This is a genomic window from Longimicrobiales bacterium, from assembly GCA_029245345.1.
GTDB lineage: Bacteria > Gemmatimonadota > Gemmatimonadetes > Longimicrobiales > Gaopeijiaceae > CALFPJ01.
On record JAQWPM010000007.1, the window covers coordinates 26406 to 46093 of the forward strand.

The 19688-nt window shown below is 61.6% G+C and carries 16 protein-coding genes and 1 tRNA gene; 10 read left to right on the forward strand and 7 right to left on the reverse strand.

The window, feature by feature from the left end; all coding sequences use genetic code 11:
• Positions 1-336: 336 nt before the first annotated feature.
• The 4 genes from P8L30_01425 to P8L30_01440 form a co-directional block, all read right to left on the reverse strand.
• Positions 337-2322, reverse strand: a complete 1986-nt coding sequence (locus P8L30_01425) for a M1 family metallopeptidase (protein ID MDG2238859.1) — start codon at positions 2320-2322, stop codon at positions 337-339.
• Positions 2323-2374: 52 nt separating this feature from the next.
• On the reverse strand, positions 2375-3256 hold the full coding sequence (locus P8L30_01430; GenBank protein MDG2238860.1) for an MBL fold metallo-hydrolase: 882 nt from the start codon (positions 3254-3256) through the stop codon (positions 2375-2377).
• Between the two features lie 88 nt (positions 3257-3344).
• Positions 3345-4655 carry a citrate synthase gene (locus P8L30_01435; protein MDG2238861.1) on the reverse strand — a complete coding sequence of 437 codons (1311 nt, stop codon included), beginning with the start codon at positions 4653-4655 and terminating at the stop codon, positions 3345-3347.
• A 270-nt stretch (positions 4656-4925) separates the two neighbouring features.
• Positions 4926-5008: transfer RNA gene (locus P8L30_01440), tRNA-Leu, on the reverse strand.
• Positions 5009-5259: 251 nt separating this feature from the next.
• Here P8L30_01440 and acnA point away from each other — a divergent pair.
• Positions 5260-8070 (forward strand): aconitate hydratase AcnA, encoded by a 2811-nt coding sequence (gene acnA / locus P8L30_01445; GenBank protein ID MDG2238862.1) that lies wholly within the window; start codon positions 5260-5262, stop codon positions 8068-8070.
• 10 nt (positions 8071-8080) lie between these two features.
• Here acnA and P8L30_01450 read toward each other — a convergent pair whose 3' ends face one another.
• The 3 genes from P8L30_01450 to P8L30_01460 are packed head-to-tail and all read right to left on the reverse strand — an operon-like array spanning position 8081 to position 11145.
• Complete coding sequence (locus tag P8L30_01450) at positions 8081-8752, reverse strand: hypothetical protein (GenBank protein ID MDG2238863.1); 672 nt, start codon at positions 8750-8752, stop codon at positions 8081-8083.
• A gap of 12 nt (positions 8753-8764) precedes the next feature.
• Entirely contained in the window at positions 8765-9757 is a 993-nt protein-coding gene (gene floA, locus P8L30_01455; protein ID MDG2238864.1) for a flotillin-like protein FloA, read from the reverse strand.
• A gap of 32 nt (positions 9758-9789) precedes the next feature.
• Entirely contained in the window at positions 9790-11145 is a 1356-nt protein-coding gene (locus P8L30_01460) for an NfeD family protein (protein MDG2238865.1), read from the reverse strand.
• A 307-nt stretch (positions 11146-11452) separates the two neighbouring features.
• Between P8L30_01460 and P8L30_01465 the strand changes: the two genes are divergently transcribed.
• From P8L30_01465 to P8L30_01505, 9 genes are all read left to right on the forward strand, one after another.
• Positions 11453-12253, forward strand: coding sequence for an enoyl-CoA hydratase/isomerase family protein (locus P8L30_01465; GenBank protein MDG2238866.1), 801 nt, complete (start codon positions 11453-11455; stop codon positions 12251-12253).
• A gap of 78 nt (positions 12254-12331) precedes the next feature.
• The gene (locus tag P8L30_01470) at positions 12332-13786 is read left to right on the forward strand and encodes an aldehyde dehydrogenase family protein (protein MDG2238867.1); all 1455 of its coding nucleotides are present in this window, start codon (positions 12332-12334) and stop codon (positions 13784-13786) included.
• Between the two features lie 9 nt (positions 13787-13795).
• Positions 13796-14992: an acetyl-CoA C-acyltransferase gene (locus P8L30_01475; protein ID MDG2238868.1), complete on the forward strand. Its 1197-nt coding sequence runs from the start codon at positions 13796-13798 to the stop codon at positions 14990-14992.
• Complete coding sequence (locus P8L30_01480) at positions 14989-15843, forward strand: 3-hydroxyacyl-CoA dehydrogenase family protein (GenBank protein ID MDG2238869.1); 855 nt, start codon at positions 14989-14991, stop codon at positions 15841-15843. Before P8L30_01475 ends, P8L30_01480 begins: the two co-directional genes overlap by 4 nt.
• A gap of 11 nt (positions 15844-15854) precedes the next feature.
• Positions 15855-16652, forward strand: a complete 798-nt coding sequence (locus P8L30_01485; GenBank protein MDG2238870.1) for an enoyl-CoA hydratase-related protein — start codon at positions 15855-15857, stop codon at positions 16650-16652.
• A gap of 88 nt (positions 16653-16740) precedes the next feature.
• A complete protein-coding gene (locus P8L30_01490; GenBank protein ID MDG2238871.1) occupies positions 16741-17688 on the forward strand; it encodes a class A beta-lactamase-related serine hydrolase in 948 nt (315 codons plus the stop codon).
• On the forward strand, positions 17685-17906 hold the full coding sequence (locus P8L30_01495; protein ID MDG2238872.1) for a DUF3311 domain-containing protein: 222 nt from the start codon (positions 17685-17687) through the stop codon (positions 17904-17906). The genes P8L30_01490 and P8L30_01495 overlap by 4 nt, the downstream gene beginning before the upstream one ends.
• Entirely contained in the window at positions 17906-19363 is a 1458-nt protein-coding gene (locus P8L30_01500; protein MDG2238873.1) for a sodium:solute symporter family protein, read from the forward strand. Before P8L30_01495 ends, P8L30_01500 begins: the two co-directional genes overlap by 1 nt.
• Positions 19360-19677 (forward strand): chorismate mutase, encoded by a 318-nt coding sequence (locus tag P8L30_01505; protein MDG2238874.1) that lies wholly within the window; start codon positions 19360-19362, stop codon positions 19675-19677. Before P8L30_01500 ends, P8L30_01505 begins: the two co-directional genes overlap by 4 nt.
• Positions 19678-19688 lie beyond the last annotated feature (11 nt).

The following is a 19688-nucleotide window of genomic DNA, read 5'->3' on the forward strand; positions in this document are numbered from 1 at the left end:
TCTGGCAGCGAATAGCCAAATCATGACTTGTCGTACCCCACTATCCGGGATTTCTGTGTAATCTTCGGTAGAAACGCTGGTCCCACGCCGTCAGACCTTCTACGGCATGGATGAGGTCTTCGTCAGGGCCCCGTGTGAGACCCTAGTTGGCTTGGCCGCGAAGACGGAAGGCGCCGAGGCCGAGGAGTAGGGCCCAGGCCGCGGAGTAGCCCGTGTAGCCCCAAAAGCGGTAAAAAGCCGATGCGCGCCGTCGCTTAGCGAGCCCCGAAGCCGCGGATCGCAGTTAGGCGAGCGGCCCCGAAAAGAAACGATTCCTTCGGGGCCGCCCCACCAACCCTAGCCTCGCGGCCAGATGTTATTCCGCCGATTCACATCAGGCGCATAACCACGAGAGTTGATCTCCACCCGTGTCACCGACCCAGCGCTCGCCGGCACCTCGATGTCGTAACTCGTATTCCCATTCAACCAGTGATCCACAGGCACGTCGTGCAAGATCGTGCCTCCATTCGTCGTGCGAATACTCACTTTGGCTGGGAACGGCGCGAAGCCACGGTCTTCGATCGTCACGGTTGCTCCGCCACCCGTGTGGCCATCGACATCGCCCACGGCGTGGTCCAGCGTCCACGTTTCGAAGTAGTACGACGTCCAAAACCAATCGAGGTCCTGTTCAGCGAACCGCTCGAACGTCGCGAAGAAGTCCCATGGGGTCGGGTGTTTGTACGCCCACTCAGAAATAAACGCCTGGTAGGCCTCATCCCAGGTTTCTTCACCAATGAGCTCGCGCAACGCGGCCATGAGCGTGGCGGGCTTCGGATACGAAGCTGTGCCATAGCCCGGGCCCGGCTCATACCAGTCGCCATGCCTCATCATGCTTTGCTCGAGCCCGAGCGCCGCTACCTGGATGTAGTTGGCCGCCTCGACCCGATGATGATCAACACCAGGCCAGAGCTCCATCTTGCTCTCGTCCTCGAGGAAGGTCGTCGACCCTTCATCCATCCATGCATGACGTTTCTCGTTCGAACCCACGATCATCGGCACCCACATATGGCCTAGCTCGTGCGACGTCACGCTGAACAAGGCCTGATCCTCACTGTCTTCGTAGGGCCCGATGAGCGTCAGCATGGGGAATTCCATCCCGCCATCGATGATGTCGGCGCCTTCAACGGACGTCATATGCGGCCAGGGGTATGCAAAGCCGGTCCGTTCAGAATGGTGCTCGATCGACTGTTTCCCGTACAACCACTGCTCGGCCCATAGAGGGGCACGTTCGGGACGCCAAAACGAATGGATCATCACTCGATCATCGGTCCCGTCTTCGTCCCGATCAGGTACGAGCGCCGAAGTCGCGTTCCACCGCTGCATGTTAGAGGTCGTCCAAGTGAAGTCACGGACGTTATCCGCCTCGAAGCGGTAGGTGAGCCACCCATCCGTCCCGGAGGCCGTCACCGTACCCGCGTCTCGCTCCGCCTGGCCAGCAACCGTCACGAGTTCGTCCGAAGTAGACGCTTCAGCCAATCGTTCGAGCGTGATCGGCGAGAATACTTCGTCCGGATTCGTCAAATCTCCCGTCGCCATGACCGTCCAACCATCAGGCACAGAGATTTCCGCCGTGTAGTTGGCGAAGCCGTCGTAGAACTCCGACGAACCCAGATACGGCTGCGCATCCCAGAGACGGAGATCGTCCAGCATCGCCATCTTCGGGAACCAGTAGGCGATGAAGTACATCTCGCGGTCAGAATGGCCCATCCGGCCGGATCCGTTCTGGGGAACGGTGAACTCGAACTCGATTTCGAGATCCAGCGTGTCATCCTGTTCGATTTGGAGCTCAGGCCGAATCTGCATGAGGGATCCGTCGATTTCGTATCCCGGCCCATCGCTCAGCTCGACTTCCTCCATCATCTCACCATCCACCGACACCGAAGTCAGGGTCATCCCGCCCGTGATTTCTTGGGATGCATTCCGTGGGGCACCCTCCTTGTGGAGGTTCTGGTGCAGGTGGAGCCACAGCGTGGGATACCTCGCGGGCGCGTTGTTCGCGTATTCGATCGCCACGCTGCCGGTGACCCTACCTGTCTCAGGGTCGAGCCGAGCTGTGAGATCATATGTGATGCCCTGCTGCCAATATGCATGACCAGGGCTCCCGTCTTCGCTCCGCCAGCCGCGCTCCATGGACTGCAGATAGTTGGCGGGGAGTACGATCGGGGCCGGAATCGGTCGCCGAACACGCGTGTCACCATTCTGTGCCGCAGACTGACCCGGAAGCGCGGTCATTAGAAGCGCCGCAAACAGGCCCGCACCTGCAATCGAGGGGATTCGAACCATCGATGTTTCTCCAATCTTCAAAGGGGAGGTCCGCACTCGCGTCCGAACCGCCTCAGGGATTCCGTTTCAAGTAAAACGCCACGCCAGCCCAATCCGTCGCTGCCGAGAACATATCGAAGTACCGTCTCACACGGTCTTCGCCCATGTAGGGCGCCAATTCTTCCATCACTTCGTCGTTGAAGCGCTCGGCATCCGACGTGTCGTCCTCGGCCAATGCCACCCTCACCCGCGCCTCGAGCGCGGCCAAACGGGACCGCATCTGTTCTCTGCGGACATCTACTCCCTCGTGCATCCCGAAATGCGTGGCGCCGAATCGCTCCGGACCAATCATCCCGATCTCTTCGAGCGTTCCCTCCCAAGCCCTCAAGTCGACCGCCGGTGGAGGTGTCGCCGGGTGCGTCGGGCCCCCAGCGAGCACAATCCCCATTGAATCACCGGCGAACAGAGTGCCATCTCGCTCATCCAGATACGCCACGTGGTGCGCGATATGTCCGGGAGTGGAAATCGTCCGAATTCCGGCCCACGGCCCCGCATCTCCGGGACTCCATGCTGTGATCCTGTCCGCCGGCACTCCCTTCATCTCACCCCACAGCCTGTCGTGCGCATCGCCAAACGTCCGACGCGTGCTCGACACGAGCCGCTCCGGATCCACCATGTATGACGCGCCGTCTTCATGAACATGCACGGTCGCATTGGGGAAGATGTCCACCAGGTGCCCGCAAGCGCCCGCATGATCGAGGTGAATGTGGGTCAAGAGAACGTGTTGAAGGTCCTTCGGGCCCACTCCTCGCGCGGCCAGTTCATCGACCAAGAGCTCCAAACACGTTGTGGGGCCTGGATCCACGATCGTGGGCTCTTCGGCATCGACCAAATAACAGGCGATGGCGCCCTCGAGCTCCAGATGGTTGAGATCAATGCAGGTTGGTTGGCCCATGCCTCGACTTCCTTTGGATATCAGATACGAAAGAGGGCGCCCGCTCGCGGACGCCCTCTCACTACAGATTCAACAACGGTCAGCCGTATCAGCCACGCTGATCGAGCGAAACGAAGTCCCGCTCGTCGCTGCCGGTGAAGATTTGGCGCGGACGGGCGATCCGCTGCTCCGGATCGCTCAAATGCTCCTGCCACTGTGCGAGCCACCCGACGGTCCGCGGGATGGCGAACAACACAGGGAAGAGCTCGACCGGGAAGCCCATCGCTTGATAGATGATCCCCGAGTAGAAGTCGACGTTGGGGTAGAGGTTCCTCTCGACGAAGAAGTCCTCATTCAGCGCAATCTTCTCAAGCTCTAACGCGATGTCCAGCATCGGGTTACGGCCCGTGACCTCAAACACTTCATCAGCTGTGCGCTTGATGATGCTGGCCCGTGGATCGTACGCCTTGTAGACCCTGTGGCCGAAGCCCATGAGCCGCTCTTCGCGGTTCTTCACGCCTTCCATGAAGGCAGGGATGTTGTCGACACTCCCAATACGACGGAGCATGCGCAGAACTGCTTCGTTCGCCCCACCGTGAAGCGGGCCGTACAGAGCGCCCATTGCCCCACCGAGCGCCGAGTATGGATCCGCGTGCGACGAACCAATCACCCGCATCGCAGTCGCAGAGCAGTTCTGCTCGTGATCCGCATGCAAAATGAAGAGGACATCCAGCGCCCTCTCCAGGACCGGGCTTGGCTTGTATTCACGTGTCCCGACGCGGAACAGCATGTTCAGCAGGTTGGCCGTGTACGAGAGTTCGTTTTCCGGGTAGACGAAGGGCAGCCCCCGGTGATGACGATACGCGTACGCCGCGAGCGTCGGCATCTTCGCAACGAGGCGAATGATCTGGCGCCAGCGAACATCCGGATCTTCAATGTCCCGGGCTTCAGGATAGAAGGTCGAAAGAGCAGTCACGGCACTCATGACCATGCTCATGGCATGGGCATCGTACCGGAAGCCCGACAGAAGGTCGGTGATGTTCTCGTGGACGTACGTGTGGAACGTCACTTCGTGAACAAAGCTGTCCAACTCGCTCTGAGTCGGGAGCTCTCCCTTCAGGAGCAGGTAGGACACCTCGAGGTGCGTGCTACGCTCGGCGAGCTGTTCGATCGGGTAGCCACGGTACCGGAGAATGCCCTTCCCTCCGTCGATGTACGTGACCGAACTGCGCGTCGAGGCAGTGTTCGTATATCCAGGATCGTAAGACATCATCCCGAAATCGGACTCGTCGACCTTAATCTGGCGCAGATCCATGGCTCGGATCACATCACCGCTCTGAATGTCGACTTCGTAGTTCTTTCCGGTCCGGTTGTCTCGGATCGAGAGGGTGTTTGCCCCCTCGTCTCCGTCTTCTGACATGGTGTCTCCTACGGGGCCGAGCGCGCTCGGCGTTTATTAGCTCATCAGCGATTTATTATACCGACGCGGTGCAGCCGTCCCAAGGGGACGCGCCGTCTGGTACCTGGGCTGCGCCCGCCTTAGGCTCGCGGAAGTCGGTGCCGGTGCTGGCGCGCACAAGCCAACGGCCCGCTCGGCTCGAACCCTCTGTTCGATCCCGCCGCCCCCACACACGCCAAGAACAACACAAAGGAGTCTCGGACCTAGCTGAGATCCGAGACTCCTTTGTCATACCGGGGGCGGGAATCGAACCCGCATGTCCTTGCGGACAGCGGCTTTTGAGGCCGCCGCGTCTACCGTTCCGCCACCCCGGCAAAGTGCGTGAGACAAATAATCTTACACCTTCTCCAAGATAGGCAACCGCATTCGCGGGACCTTGACCCCGCCAGGAAATACAACAGGACTCCGCGGCTGGCTGTCACGTGCATCGGTAGAGACTCCCTACAATAAACCGAAGCTAGCTTTGCTTCGCACGGGACTCATCCGGCCTGGGCCTGACATCGCACAGGACTTCGACCATCATATTGGTCTCCGTAGCCGATCAACGCACGAACCAGGAGTCAACTTGGCTGACCCTAGAATCGACCCCTTCGGGGCGCTTACTACGGTCGACCTCCCCGAGGGGCCGACGTCTTTCTATCGAATTGGGAAACTCGAGGAGGACGGCATCGTCGACTCACTCGACCGCCTTCCCTTCTCCATCCGCATCCTGCTCGAAAACTCCCTTCGGCACGCCGGTGGCAGTTACGTCTCGCAGGAACACGTGCGCGCGGTCACTGATTGGTCACCGACCAACTCGGGCGCCGACGTACCGTTCATGCCGACGCGAGTGGTCCTCCAGGACTTCACGGGCGTACCCGCGGTTGTGGACCTGGCCGCCATGCGTGATGGCCTCAAGGCACTCGGGGGCGACCCGCAGCGCATCAACCCGGTCGTTCCGGCGGACTTGGTCATCGACCACTCCGTGCAGGTAGACTACGCGGGCTTCCACGATGCCTTCCGTCTGAACGTTGAACGCGAGTTCGAGCGGAACCGGGAACGCTACGCGCTACTTCGCTGGGCCGGTGAGGCATTTGAGAACTTCTCTGTCGTGCCTCCTGGCACCGGGATCGTTCACCAGGTGAACCTCGAATACCTCGCTTCGGTGATTCACCGTCGTGAGCATGAGGGCACGTATCTGGCCTACCCTGACACCCTGGTAGGTACCGACTCACACACGACCATGATCAACGGACTCGGTGTCGTGGGCTGGGGCGTGGGCGGGATTGAAGCAGAAGCAGTGGTCCTGGGTCAGCCCTACTACATGCTCCTCCCTGAAGTCGTTGGCATGAAGCTCAGCGGGACGCTCCCGGAGGGCGCGACCGCGACTGATCTAGTCCTGCGCGTGACCGAGATGCTTCGCTCGCACGGGGTCGTTGGCCGCTTCGTCGAGTACTACGGAGCCGGGCTCAGTAACCTCACGCTTCCCGACAAGGCGACGCTGGCAAACATGTCGCCGGAATACGGAGCGACGATCGGCTTCTTCCCGGTAGACGCCTCTTCCCTCGACTACCTGCGCGGTACGGGTCGGTCAGAAGGCTTGGTTTCGCGGGTAGAGACAATCACGAAGGAACTCGGCCTCTTCCGCACAGACGAGACGCCAGATCCACAGTTCACATCAACGCTCGAACTGGACCTCTCGACCGTAGAGCCGAGTCTCGCCGGTCCGAAGCGGCCGCAAGACCGGATTCGCATGGCGGACATGCGGTCACAATTCGAGAAGGACCTGCCAGCGCTTGCGCCAGCAGGATTTGCACTGCCGGACGCAGCCACGGCCGGCGCAGAAGGTGGCGAGGGCTCCGGCGAGAGTTGGGACGGCGAAGGTGGAGCCGAGCAGTCTGTGGCAGTCGCTCAGGCGGCGCCAGGACGCGCGTGCACCGTAGAAGCCGACGGTGAGAGCTACGAAATCGGGGACGGCACCGTCGTCATCGCATCGATTACGAGTTGCACCAACACGTCGAACCCGTCCGTCATGGTCGGGGCCGGCCTCCTTGCCAAGAGAGCGGTGGAGAAGGGCCTAGACGTGAAGCCTTGGGTCAAGACCGCTCTGGCGCCGGGTAGCGGCGTTGTGACGGACTACCTGACTCAGGCAGGACTGTTGCCCTACCTGGAGCAACTCCGCTTCCACGTCGTCGGCTACGGCTGCATGACGTGCATCGGAAACAGCGGCCCGCTTCCGGAGAAGATCCACGAAGCCATCGAAGCCAATGGGCTGGTCGTGTCCTCGGTGCTCAGCGGAAACCGCAACTTCGAGGCCCGCATCCACCCCTTGGTGCGCGCCAATTATTTAGCGTCACCGGGTCTTGTTGTCGCTTATGCGATCGCGGGCCGGATGGACATCGACCTGTACAACGAGCCACTGGGTCACGGCACAGACGGCAAACCGGTCTTCCTCGCCGACATCTGGCCAACGCCGGAAGAGGTGAAGGAGACTGTGGCCTCCGCGCTTAAGCCCGAGATGTTCACGGAGCGCTACAGCGCCGTCTCGACCGGCGACGAGAACTGGCAGGCGTTGCCGCTGCCGGAAGAGAGCAGCCTCTACGAGTGGGACCCGGACTCCACGTACGTCCGGAACCCTCCCTTCTTTGAAGGTATGTCGCTCGACGTACCGGTGCTGCAGGACGTACAGGGGGCCCGAGTCCTCGCGATGATGGGCCAATCCGTCACAACAGACCATATCTCACCGGCTGGTGCGATTCCCAAGGCCGAACCGGCGGGGACGTACCTGCGCGAGCATGGCGTGGAAGTGAGGGACTTCAACACCTTCGGCTCACGTCGCGGGAACCACGAGGTCATGATGCGAGGCACGTTTGGAAACGTCCGCATCAAGAACCTCCTGCTGGATGGCACGGAGGGTGGCTACACGATGCACTTCCCCACCGGCGAAGAAATCCCGATTTACGACGCGGCCATGCGTTATCAGGAAGCGGGCACGCCGCTCGTCGTCCTCGCGGGCCAGGAGTACGGCACTGGCTCATCACGCGACTGGGCCGCAAAGGGCACGATCCTCCTGGGCGTGAAGGCAGTGATCGCAGAAAGCTTCGAGCGTATCCACCGGAGCAACCTGGTAGGCATGGGTGTTCTTCCGCTCGAGTACTCGGGCGGCCAAACAGCCGAGTCGTTGGGTCTCTCAGGGCGCGAGACCTTCGATATCTCCGGAGTAGCGGACGGCCTCGAGCCAGGCTGTAGCGTTGCTGTCGTCGCAACAGCCGAAGACGGAACGGAGACGACGTTCCAAGCCAAGGTGCGTCTCGACTCTGACGTCGACGTCGAGTACTACACGAACGGCGGGATTCTACAGACGGTGCTCAGGAAGATGGCGCGCGGCGAGATGTAGCTCGCTGGGGCTACTCGCGGAACGCCGCGGGTGGCCCCAGAAGTTCTTGCAGGATGATCGCCTGACGAAGCGAATGCATATCGTGGCCCTGGAGGAGCGCGCGAGCCGTCGCTGCATCGCGACTCAGCGTCTCGGCAAGTGGGTCCAAGTCGTCCTGCTCGGACGGCGCCCTCGAGGACGGATCGGTCCCGTACCCCCTATGTGAGCCGTGGACACGATGCTCTTTCGTCCGTCCGATGGACCTTTCTACTCGCCTGGCCGGCTGGGCTCGCAGCGCCCGCCTTCGCGCCCGCTCAGATTCGCTTGGATCAACCGGCAACTGGGGCTCAACCACGAAGGGCAGATTCACCTCAGGCTCAGGAGCCTGATCGACGGGCAGTCGCCCACCGGCCAACGCAGCGATCTCCTCCCAGAGATCCTTGGGAATCGCCAGTTCCGGCTCAGTAAGCGGCGGTTCAGCATACTGCCGGTTCGCTTCGAGGCCACTCACGCGCCGCTCATCATCGTACGATGGCTCTTCATCGTACGTAGGCTGGTACGCCTCGACTTCGGCTGGCTCCCATGCCTGCGCTTCTGGGATGGGGATTCCGTCCGTGCCCTTCTGCCTTTTCTTCTTTCCACGAACGATCGAATCGAGGATCGAAAAGGCGATGATCACGCCAAAGAAGATCAGCTCATCCATTACGGCGCCTCTCTACTCCAGGTCGTCGACCGGCTTATCATCCGGCCCCGCGATCGCCTTCCTCATAGCCGTGTCAGCCTGGACGTTCTGGTACTTCATGTAGTCCATCACACCCAGATTCCCGGAGCGGAATGCGTCTGCCAGAGCGAGCGGCACCTGCGCCTCCGCCTTCACGACCTCGGCCTTCATCTCGCCCACCAGCGCCTTCATCTCTTGCTCCTTCGCAACGGCCATTGCACGCCGCTCCTCTGCCCGCGCCTGCGCGACACGTTTGTCGGCTTCGGCCTGATCCGTCTGGAGTTCGGCACCGATGTTCTTCCCAACGTCGACGTCGGCGATATCGATGGAGAGGATCTCGAACGCGGTGCCGGAATCCAGCCCCTTCGCCAGAACGGTCTTGGAAATCGCGTCGGGGTTCTCTAGCACAGCCTTATGCGACATTGCGGAACCGATCGTGGATACGATGCCCTCACCGACCCGTGCGAGAATCGTCTCCTCACCGGCACCACCGACGAGGCGGTTGATGTTCGCGCGCACGGTCACCCTTGCGATAGCGATCAGCTGAATGCCGTCCTTTGCCATGGCGGCCACCTTCGGTGTGTTGATCACCTTCGGGTTCACCGACACCTGCACGGCTTCAAAGACGTCACGTCCGGCCAGATCGATGGCTGCTGCCTGGTTGAAGGCCAACTCAATAGACGCCTTGTCCGCAGAGATCAGTGCCCCGACCACACGATCCACACGACCACCGGCCATGTAGTGTGCTTCGAGTGCATCGATGTCGAGATCCAAGCCGGCCTTGGTCGCCGTAATCAGCGGCCGCACCACGGCCGGCGGAGAGACCTTCCTCAGCCGCATCCCGACCAGGGTCCCAATGCTCACCTGAACACCGGCGGAAATCGCTTCAACCCACAGTCGAACCGGGATCGCCCACAGGACGACCGAAACTCCGATAATTCCGGCGAGAATTAGGAATGCTTGGAACGCGAGTAACTCGTTACCCATGACGGTGCCTCAATGCAGTATGTGTGTCCGCCTCAAGCCTCTTCGAGCTTGTCGACGGTGACGGGTCTAACGATGTGCCGGTAACCCTCAGCGCTGATTACCCGCACCGAGGTTCCTTCGGTAATCCACTCCGACTCGGATACTACGTCGACGCGCTCATCACCGAAGAGCGCGGTACCGGACGGCCGCAAGTCGGTGATGGCCTTCCCTTCTTGGCCAACGAGATCGGCACGTACCTCAGCAGACTCGTACCCAAGCGCGCGGTCGGTCCGTTGGAAGAGGAAGATCCCGCTCTTCGCGAAGCGTGAGCTGCGCGGAAGCGTGCGCACGAGGACCCATACAGAGACCAAGATGAGCAAAGCCGATGTCGTGAGTACCATACCCGCCTGTGTGAAGTCCGGCGTTGTGGGGACCGAGCCGAGAAGGCTCATGTAGAGACCGCCCAGTACTGCCAAAATACCCACCAACCCGAACAAACCGAAACCGGGAACGATTAGGATCTCCAATCCAAGAAAGAGGATGCCTCCCGCAAAGACGAGAATTTCCTCCAACCCCGCAAGGCCCACGATTAGGTGGGACCCGAAGAAAAGACTGAGCGACAAGAGACCTGCGGCTCCGGCCATCCCGAAGGCCGGCGTCTTGATTTCGGCGATCAGCCCTAGGAAGCCAAGAGACAACAGGAAGGGCGCAACGACCGGGTGTGAGAAGAAGCGAACGATCTGCTCCGCCCAGTTGACCTCTGTCGTGACGATCGTCGCGTTCTCGTAGCCGAGGTCGGCCAGGAGTGCGTCCAGGTCTTCGATCTGCTGCGCGTAGTCGGTCCGGACGGCCTCCTCCGTGGTGAGCGTAAGGAGCTTTCCTTCTTCGACGACACCTTCGATCGCTATGTCCTCATCGACCATTGCGGCCGCGACTTGAGGATCCAACCCACGCGCTTCAGCCAAGGCCCGCATCTCGCTCCGCATGGCCGAGACGATCTTCTCCGGGGCCTTCTGCCCTGACCCATCGACCGGTGTAGCGGCGCCCATTACCGAGCCCGGACGCATATACACGCCGTCCGTGGAAAGCGCGATCAGCGCACCTGCGGAAAACGCCCGTCGATTCACGAGAGCGTAGACAGGTACTTCCGAATCCGCGAGAGCATCCGAAATGCGCTCAGCGGCGTCGACGCGTCCGCCCGGCGTGTCGATGTCCAACACGACGGCGACAGCCCCCATCTCGGCTGCTTCATGAAGCGCACGTTCGATGTAAGGAGCGACCCCTAGTTCAATGACCCCCGTCACGGGCACGCGATAGACGGTGACCGGGTCCTGAGCGGGCATCGGCGTCGCGAGCGGACCGATGACCACGGCCAGTAGAAGTGAGTACACCTTTTGTCGACGGTTCATCGCAGTTCCTTCGGCTCGAATCGGTCGAGGCCGGGCTCACCAAAGCGGGGCAAATCAGCAGGACGATCCGGACGATCTGGATCATATCCCGAGTACGGATCACGCCTGGAAATACTTCCCGATACGGTCCGGGTCCCCAGACGTCACGAGAGGAACTTCGTACCACCTGCCCCTGGGCCGCCACCCTCGCTTGACCGGCGTGACAGAGCTCGGGTAACCTTCCCCTGACGGAACCCCCTCCCATCCATGTGTATACGGGGCGGCCCGAACCGGGTCGCACACCCTCCAATCTCTCAAGGAAGTCCTGATGTCCGAGAAGGTACTGGTCCAATACGAAGTCCAGGATCAGATCGCGATCTTCACGCTCGACGATCCCCCTGCGAACACCTACACGCACGAGATGATGCGCCAGCTGGACGAGTGCATCGTCCGGGCACGCTTCGACAAAGAGGTCGAGGTCATCGTCATCACCGGTAAAGGCGAGAAGTTCTTTTGCGCCGGAGCCAACATCGGGATGCTCGCCGAGGCCGACCCGGACTGGAAGTACTGCTTCTGTCTGCACGCCAACGAGACGCTCAACCGCCTGGAGCAGACTCCGAAGCTCGTCATCGCGGCGCTCAACGGACACACCGTGGGTGGTGGCCTCGAAATCGCAATGGCTGCAGACATCCGCATCGCTCGGAAGGACTCGGGGAAGGTGGGACTCCCTGAGGTCGCGCTCGGCGTGTTGCCCGGTACGGGTGGTACGCAGCGCCTGGTCCGTATCGTCGGGAAGTCCCGCGCGATCCAGATGATGGCTGAAGGTTCGGTCTACGGCTTCGACAAGGCTCATGACTTTGGGATCGTGAACGAGATCTACGAGTCCGAGGACAGAGACTCGTTCCTCGCTCAAGTCTTGGAATACGCCGGCCAGTTCCGCACCCCCGGAAAGGCGACGAAAGCTGTCGGGCTCATCAAAAGGTCCGTCCAGACCGGTGCCGAGTTGCCCTTTGAGTTGGCCCTCGCGCTCGAGCGCGAGTTGCAGGCCCAGCTCTTCGCGAGCAGCGACGCGAAGGAAGGCCTCTCCGCTTACATAGAGAAGCGCACGGCGGAGTTCGAGGGGAAGTAAGACCCCGCGTTGTGCTGACGAACGAGCGGGGTCCGGGCGACGTGCCGGACCCCGCTTTTATTCATGAGATGAAGACCAATGAGTGCATCCGTCCGGAACCGTCTGTGGATCGGGAACGAATGGGCCGACGCCGCGTCCGGTGCGTCCTTCGAGTCGATCAATCCCGCCACCGGTGAAGTCATCACCAATGTCGCCGAGGGTGATGCCGCTGATATCGATCAAGCGGTGGCTGCTGCGCAGGCGGCGATGGCGAACCCGAAGTGGACCGGCATGAACCCGCACAAGCGATCCCATCTGATGTGGAAGCTCGCGGATGCGATCGAAGCCAACATCGATGAACTCGCGACGCTCGAGACGCAGGACAACGGGAAGCCGTTCTTCGAATCGAGATACGCCGACCTACCGCTCGTGGTCGAGATCTACCGCTACCTCGCGGGCATCGCGGACAAGGTTCAGGGTACGACCGTCCCGGTAAAGGGAAACCACCTCAACTACACGTTGAGAGAGCCCGTCGGTGTTGTCGGGTGCATCACCCCCTGGAACTTCCCCCTGCTGATGGCGAGCTGGAAAATCGCGCCCGCGTTGGCGACGGGGAACGCGGTGGTGCTCAAGCCGGCCGAGGAAACTCCACTCACTGTGCTCCGGCTCGCGGAACTCGTGGCTGAGGTCGGCTTCCCTGAAGGCGTGCTCAATGTCGTGCCGGGCTTCGGCGAGACGGCTGGGGCTGCACTCGTTCGGCACCCCGGCGTGGATGCGATCGCGTTCACGGGGTCTACCGAGGTGGGCAAGATCATTATGCGCGAGTCGGCCGATACGCTGAAGAAGATCTCGCTCGAACTCGGCGGCAAGTCGCCCAACGTGATCTTCGCCGACGCGGACCTGAAAGCCGCGGCGAAGGGAGCGAACCAGGGCATCTTCTATGGGAAGGGCGAGGTGTGCGCGGCCGGCTCCCGCGTCTTGGTACAACGGTCGGTCTACGATGACTTCCTCGAAGCTCTGAAGTCGAACGCCGAACGCATGACCATCGGTGACCCGATGGAGAAGTCGACTCGCATCGGCGCGATCGTCAGTGAAGCTCAGCTGGATCGTGTAATGGAGTATGTCGATGCGGGGAAGGCAGAGGGTGCACGCCTCCTCACCGGCGGCGAACGATCGACTGTCGACGGGAAGGGCAATTTTGTGACTGCCACGGTATTCGCAGACGTCGATCCCGGTATGCGCATTGCTCAGGAAGAGATCTTCGGGCCTGTGATGGCCGTGATCCCCTTCGAAGACGAAGCGGACGCCGTGGCCAAGGCCAACGACACCATTTATGGCCTGGCGGCAGGCGTCTGGACACGGGACGTTGGGAAGGCTCACCGCGTGGCAGCCGCGATCAAGGCGGGCACCGTGTGGGTGAACACCTACAATCAGTATGACGCGGCAATGCCGTTCGGTGGATTCAAGAAGAGCGGATTCGGGCGCGACTTGGGCTTCGAATCGGCGCTCGAGAAGTACACTCAAGTGAAGAGCGTGTGGGTTTCGCTCGACTAGGACAAGCAGATGCGTGAAGCATGGATCGTAGACGGTGTTCGGACCCCCATTGGGAGGCACGGCGGCGGGTTGGCCAAGGTGCGGCCTGACGACCTTGCAGCGCTGACCATTGAAGCGCTCATGGCTCGGAACGATGTCGATCCTGGCGCGATCGACGACGTGCTCTTGGGGTGCATCAATCAGGCAGGCGAAGACAACCGGAACGTGGCCCGCATGGCGCTGCTCCGGGCGGGCCTTCCCGTGACCGTGCCCGGTCAGACGATCAACCGTCTGTGCGGGTCCGGAATGCAGGCCGTGATGTCCGCGTGTCACGCGATCGCCGCAGGCGAGGGAGACCTCTTCGTGGCAGGCGGCGTGGAGAGCATGTCTCGCTCTCCATTCGTGATGCTCAAGCCGGAAGTGGGCTACTCCCGGGGGAACCCGAAGACCGCCGACACAGTCCTTGGCTGGCGCTTCCCCAATCCGGCGTTCGCCCCCGAATGGACGATCGGCCTAGGCGAAACCGCTGAGGTCATCGCGGAGGAATTCGCTGTGACTCGTGAGGCTCAGGATGCGTTCGCCGCAGAGAGCCAAGCGCGAGCCGCCGCTGCGGTGGCTGCTGGCCGGTTCGATGATGAGATCATCCCAGTTGGTGTCCCTCAGCGAAAGGGCGACCCGGTCGTCGTCGATACGGACGAGCACCCCCGCCCTTCTTCGACCGAGTCAGCGTTGGCCAAGCTCCAGCCGGTCTTCAAGAAGGACGGCACGGTGACTGCCGGCAACTCATCTGGCATCAACGATGGGGCTGCAGCCCTCCTAGTGGTCTCCGCGGAACGCGGGCGTGAACTGGGACTGGAGCCCATGGCTCGGATCGTGTCTGGGGCCGTATCAGGCGTTGAACCGCAGCGCATGGGGATTGGGCCTGTTCCTGCGACACGAAAAGCCCTCGGACGTGCCGGCTGGTCCACCAGCGACATCGACATCTCCGAACTCAACGAGGCGTTCGCCGCGCAGGCCATTCCGTGCATGAACGAGCTGGAACTCGACCCTGCGACGGTGAACGTCAACGGAGGCGCCATCGCGCTGGGCCATCCAGTCGGCTGCTCGGGCGCACGCATCACTGTGACGCTCCTGCATGAGATGAAACGCCGAGGAGCATCGCGTGGACTCGCGTCGATGTGCATCGGGGTCGGTCAGGGCATCGCGACGTTGTGGGAACGCACATGAGCGACATCAACACCGTCGCGGTACTCGGCGCAGGAACCATGGGCCACGGCATCGCACAGGTCTGCGCAGCCGCTGGGTGCTCAGTTCGGCTCTATGACATCAACGACGAGGCCGTTGCCAGCGGAGCAGCCCGCATCGAAGGCAACCTGAACAAGGGCATCGATCGCGGGAAGGTCACGGAGAACGAGCGAGACGCTGTCCTCAACCGCCTGACGACAACGACTCTGATCGCGGAGGCCGTCACGGGTGCTGATCTCGTCGTCGAAGCGGCCCCTGAATCGATCGAGCTAAAGGCAAAGATCTTCTCCGCGGTGGACGCCGCGGCTCCGGATCACGCCCTCCTCGCGTCGAACACATCCTCTCTTTCCATCGCTCAGATCGCGTCAGCCGTCGCAGATCCGACTCGTGTCGTCGGCATGCACTTCTTCAACCCCGTCCACATCATGAAGCTGGTGGAGGTGGTGTGGGGTGCCGAGACGTCGGATGCGACAAGGGACGCAGCCGTGGCTTTTTCGCGCAGACTCGGCAAAGAACCGATCGTGGTGAAGGACGCTCCTGGATTCGCGTCCTCCCGTCTGGGCATCGTGCTGGGCATGGAGGCCATCCGTATGGTCCAAGAGGGCGTCGCGAGCCCTGAGGACATCGACACCGCTATGGAGCTGGGCTACCGACACCCTATGGGCCCCCTGAAGCTCACGGACCTCGTGGGCCTCGACGTTCGCCTCGGCATCGCTGAATACCTTCAAGAAACGCTCGGTTCAGACGCGTTCGAGCCACCCGAACTGCTCCGGCGTATGGTCGCCGAGGGTAAGCTTGGGAAGAAGAGCGGCAGTGGCTTTTACCAGTGGTAGGCACAACCAACATGACTGAGCAAGAATTCAACGAAGCCCCCGTTCTGATCGAGAAGCGAGACGATTTCATCGCCGTCATCACGCTCAATCGGCCGGACAAACTGAATGCCCTGAACGCCAAAGTCCGGACCGTCCTCAAGGAGACGTTCGCCGCTCTGGCGGACGACGACACCGTTCGCGCAGTGGTGATTCACGGCATGGGTGAAAAGGCCTTTGTCGCCGGTGCGGACATCACTGAGTTTCATGCCCGCACGCCCGAAGAACAGGCCGCCGTATACTCCGGCCGGCGCATCTACGAGGTCGTCGCCGACTTCCCCAAGCCTGTGATTGCTGCAATCCATGGTTTCTGCATCGGGGGCGGCTCTGAACTCGCCCTCGCGTGTGACATTCGGGTCGCCGACAAGACGGCACGTATCAGCCAAGCTGAGATTCGTATTGGCCTCATCCCTGGCGGAGGAGGCACGCAACGGCTGGCGCGCCTGGTCGGCCGCGGGTGGGCTTCGATCATGTCGTTTACGGGTGACTTTGTGGAGGCCGAGGAAGCGCACCGCATTGGCCTCGTGGATATCCTCGTTGGCGAAGGTGAGCACCTGGCCAAGGCGATCGATCTTGCCGGGCGTATGACGCGTTGGAGCCCCGTTGCACTTCGGCTCGCGAAGGACGCGATTCGGGCTGCCTTCGAGATGCCCCTGGCGGAAGGTCTCGTGTACGAGAAGGATCGCTTTCTGGATGCCTTCGCGTCCGAAGATGGCGCGGAAGGCGTGGCCGCATTCGTCGAGAAACGGAAGCCGAACTTCAAGGGACGGTAGGCACACACAAGTCGGTCCCGCCCCCGATTTCGTGCGGAGAGGCGGCCCCTCAGCTAGGATTACCCTGTGATCACTGCACGGAGGCAGAATGCGTAGGTTTCGACACCTGTTGGGCACCTGCACGATGGCGCTTGCCATGGCGAGCTTCGCCGCGCCGGCATCAAGTCAGGAAGCTCATCTCGAAATTATCGGCACAAAGTTCCAAGGTAGCCTGGAGCACATCGTCGACGCCTACGAAGGCGTTGCCGGCATCCACGTTCTTGACCTCACGACGGGTGAACGGTTCGTGGTCCAGGACGACTTGGCGTTCCCGCAGGCGAGTGCGATCAAGATCCCCATCCTGCTCGAGCTCTTCCGGCGTGCAGAGTCGGAGCCAGGGTTCCTGGCGAAGCGCATCGAGATGACCGACGAGGTCCGCACCGCGGGGAGCGGCGTGCTTCAGGTCCTCACCGACGGCGGCTCTGCGCTGTCGCTCGAGGACTACGCGATCTATATGATCCTGCACTCGGACAACACGGCAACAAACGTGCTGATCGATGAATTGGGCATGCCGGCCATCAACGCCCTGTCCGCCTCACTCGGCGCAGCGGAGACGAAGCTCCAGAGAAAGATGATCCAGCCGGAAGAATCCGCGCGCGGGAACGAGAATCTCTCCACGCCTCGAGACGCCGCGCTCATCATGGAAAAGATCGCTGACTGCGACCTGCCCATGGGCGAAGCCGCCTGCGCCCGAGTCCGCGAGATCCTCGAGATCTACAAGAGCGGACCGATCCGGACACCGATCCCCCGCTCCGTACCGGTTGCCTTCAAGCCTGGCGGTATCACAGGCGTCGCCACGGTCTGGGGCCTCGTCGACGTACCGGACCGCCCCTACGTGATCTCCGTGATGGCCAACTACGGCGGAAACGGAGGAGCCGTAGTCGAAGCCGCATCCGCCGCCGCCTACGACTACTTCTCTCGCCTCTCCGGCATTACTGAATACGGGACGCGGGTGCCCCTCGCGGTGAAGCGGCGCGTCCGCGGAGGTATCCAATGAGCCTCAAGACCGCGCGCGTGCTCACGACGATCTATTTCATCCTGATGGCGCTGGCAGTGACCTGGCCAGGGCTCGTACTCTTCGCCCGTATTGAGCCCTTCATCCTAGGACTGCCCTTCAGTTTGGCGTGGATCTCCGCCTGGATCGCCGGGAGTGTTGTGGTCCTCTACCTGCTGGATCGCGTCGAAAAGCGTTACCGAGACGGAGGTGAGGGCTGATGGAGCAATGGGTTGTCGTCACGATCATCATCGTCCTCTATCTGGCGCTGACGCTCACCATCGGCCTCATGGCGGGCCGGAATCAAACGGACAGTGTGGCCGGCTATGTCGCCGCCGATCGGTCCTTTGGTCTCCTCGTCATGTATTTCGTCACCGGGGCGTCGGTCTTCAGTGCCTTCGCTTTCCTTGGTGGTCCAGGCTGGGCCTACTCGCGAGGCGCAGCAGCCTTCTACATCCTGGCGTACGGAGCGCTCGGGATGGCGCCCTTCTACTGGATGGGCCCCCGGGCAGCCTTGCTCGGCCGAAAGTTCGGGTATGTGACCCAAGCGCAGCTGGTCACCGGACGATTCCCGTCCAAGAGACTGTCGGCGATGATCGCCGTGCTCAGCCTTGTCGCCTTCGTGCCTTACGTCACACTGCAGATGCGTGGCGCCGGAATCGTCATTGAAGCCGTGACCGACGGCCACGTCCCCCTCTGGCTCGGTTCGTTCGTGGCCTACGGGATCGTGATCCTGTACGTCCTCCGATCCGGAGCGATGGCCGTAGGGTGGACCAACACCTTCCAGGGTGTCTTCATGGTGATCATCGCCTGGTCGCTGGGTCTGTATCTGCCCCATCGACTGTACGGTGGCATCGGGCCGATGTTCGAACAGATCGCAGTAGCCAGGCCGGAACTTCTGGTTCCACCGGGGCTCACAGCGGCAGGAGATCCATGGAGCTGGGGTGCGTTCTCTACGTTCATTCTCGTGAGCGCGATCGGACTCATGATGTGGCCACATCTGTTCATGAAGGCGTTCACCGCCAAGGACGACGACACACTGCGCCGCACGGTGATCCTCTTTCCCACGTTCCAGCTCTTCCTGATTCCAGTATTACTGATCGGCTTTGCGGGTGTGATGTTCGCCGGGCAGCCGGCTTCGTCGGACTTCATCTTGCCCTTCATGATCCTGGAGACCGACCTGCCCGCCGTCGTCGTGGGGCTTTTCTGTGCCGGAGCACTCTCGGCGTCCATGTCTACCGGCGACGCCCTTCTGCACGCCTCAGCATCCGTATTCGTTGGGGACGGGGTCGCGAAGTTCATGCCCCTCACAGAGCACCAACAGCGTCGCCTAATGCAAGTCATCGTCTTGCTGACCGGCGCCATCGCGTACTACTTCGCGATGGATCCGGAGTCGTCGCTGGTTCAGCTCCTAGCTACCGCCTACGGGATCATCTCTCAGCTCGCTCCGCCGGTAGTCGCAGCCATGTATTGGAAGCGTGCCACAACCGCGGGTGTGATCACGGGACTGATCGCAGGAACGGCTACAGCATTCTTCTTCTACACCAACCCAGAGCTGAAACCGTACGACATGCACGAAGGGATCTTGGCTCTAATGGTCCATGTGCCCGTCTTGGTAGGCGCCAGTCTGATGACCCAGCGTCAAGATGAAGAGCATCTGAAAGGGTTCTTTTCGTGAGCCACGAAAAGCTGGCCGACATGCGGGAGAGAATCCGCGCGCTGGACGAGGAGTTCATTGGCCTGATCGGAAAGCGTCGTGACCTGGCCATCGAAATCGGGCACGCGAAGGAAGCGCTCGGCCTCCCTGTGATGGACCCCCCTCAGGAAGCTCAAGTCGTGCGGAGAGCCGCCGACATTGCCCGCGAACTGGGTGTAGACGAAGAACTCACCCGCGACGTCGTGTGGCGAATCATCGCGTCGGCCCGGGACGCACAAGAGGAGCAAACCCGCTGGGGCCAGCCCCTCTCGGACGAATCTGCTTCGGACGAATGAGTCGCGCCCGG

Excerpts from the sequence above, each read along its gene's own strand:
- P8L30_01425 (MDG2238859.1), bottom strand. The coding sequence starts at position 2,322 with ATGGTTCGAATCCCCTCGATTGCAGGTGCGGGCCTGTTTGCGGCGCTT.
- P8L30_01430 (MDG2238860.1), bottom strand. The coding sequence starts at position 3,256 with ATGGGCCAACCAACCTGCATTGATCTCAACCATCTGGAGCTCGAGGGC.
- P8L30_01435 (MDG2238861.1), bottom strand. The coding sequence starts at position 4,655 with ATGTCAGAAGACGGAGACGAGGGGGCAAACACCCTCTCGATCCGAGAC.
- P8L30_01450 (MDG2238863.1), bottom strand. The coding sequence starts at position 8,752 with ATGGATGAGCTGATCTTCTTTGGCGTGATCATCGCCTTTTCGATCCTC.
- floA (MDG2238864.1), bottom strand. The coding sequence starts at position 9,757 with ATGGGTAACGAGTTACTCGCGTTCCAAGCATTCCTAATTCTCGCCGGA.
- P8L30_01460 (MDG2238865.1), bottom strand. The coding sequence starts at position 11,145 with ATGAACCGTCGACAAAAGGTGTACTCACTTCTACTGGCCGTGGTCATC.
- P8L30_01465 (MDG2238866.1), top strand. The coding sequence starts at position 11,453 with ATGTCCGAGAAGGTACTGGTCCAATACGAAGTCCAGGATCAGATCGCG.
- P8L30_01470 (MDG2238867.1), top strand. The coding sequence starts at position 12,332 with ATGAGTGCATCCGTCCGGAACCGTCTGTGGATCGGGAACGAATGGGCC.
- P8L30_01475 (MDG2238868.1), top strand. The coding sequence starts at position 13,796 with ATGCGTGAAGCATGGATCGTAGACGGTGTTCGGACCCCCATTGGGAGG.
- P8L30_01480 (MDG2238869.1), top strand. The coding sequence starts at position 14,989 with ATGAGCGACATCAACACCGTCGCGGTACTCGGCGCAGGAACCATGGGC.
- P8L30_01485 (MDG2238870.1), top strand. The coding sequence starts at position 15,855 with ATGACTGAGCAAGAATTCAACGAAGCCCCCGTTCTGATCGAGAAGCGA.
- P8L30_01490 (MDG2238871.1), top strand. The coding sequence starts at position 16,741 with ATGCGTAGGTTTCGACACCTGTTGGGCACCTGCACGATGGCGCTTGCC.
- P8L30_01495 (MDG2238872.1), top strand. The coding sequence starts at position 17,685 with ATGAGCCTCAAGACCGCGCGCGTGCTCACGACGATCTATTTCATCCTG.
- P8L30_01500 (MDG2238873.1), top strand. The coding sequence starts at position 17,906 with ATGGAGCAATGGGTTGTCGTCACGATCATCATCGTCCTCTATCTGGCG.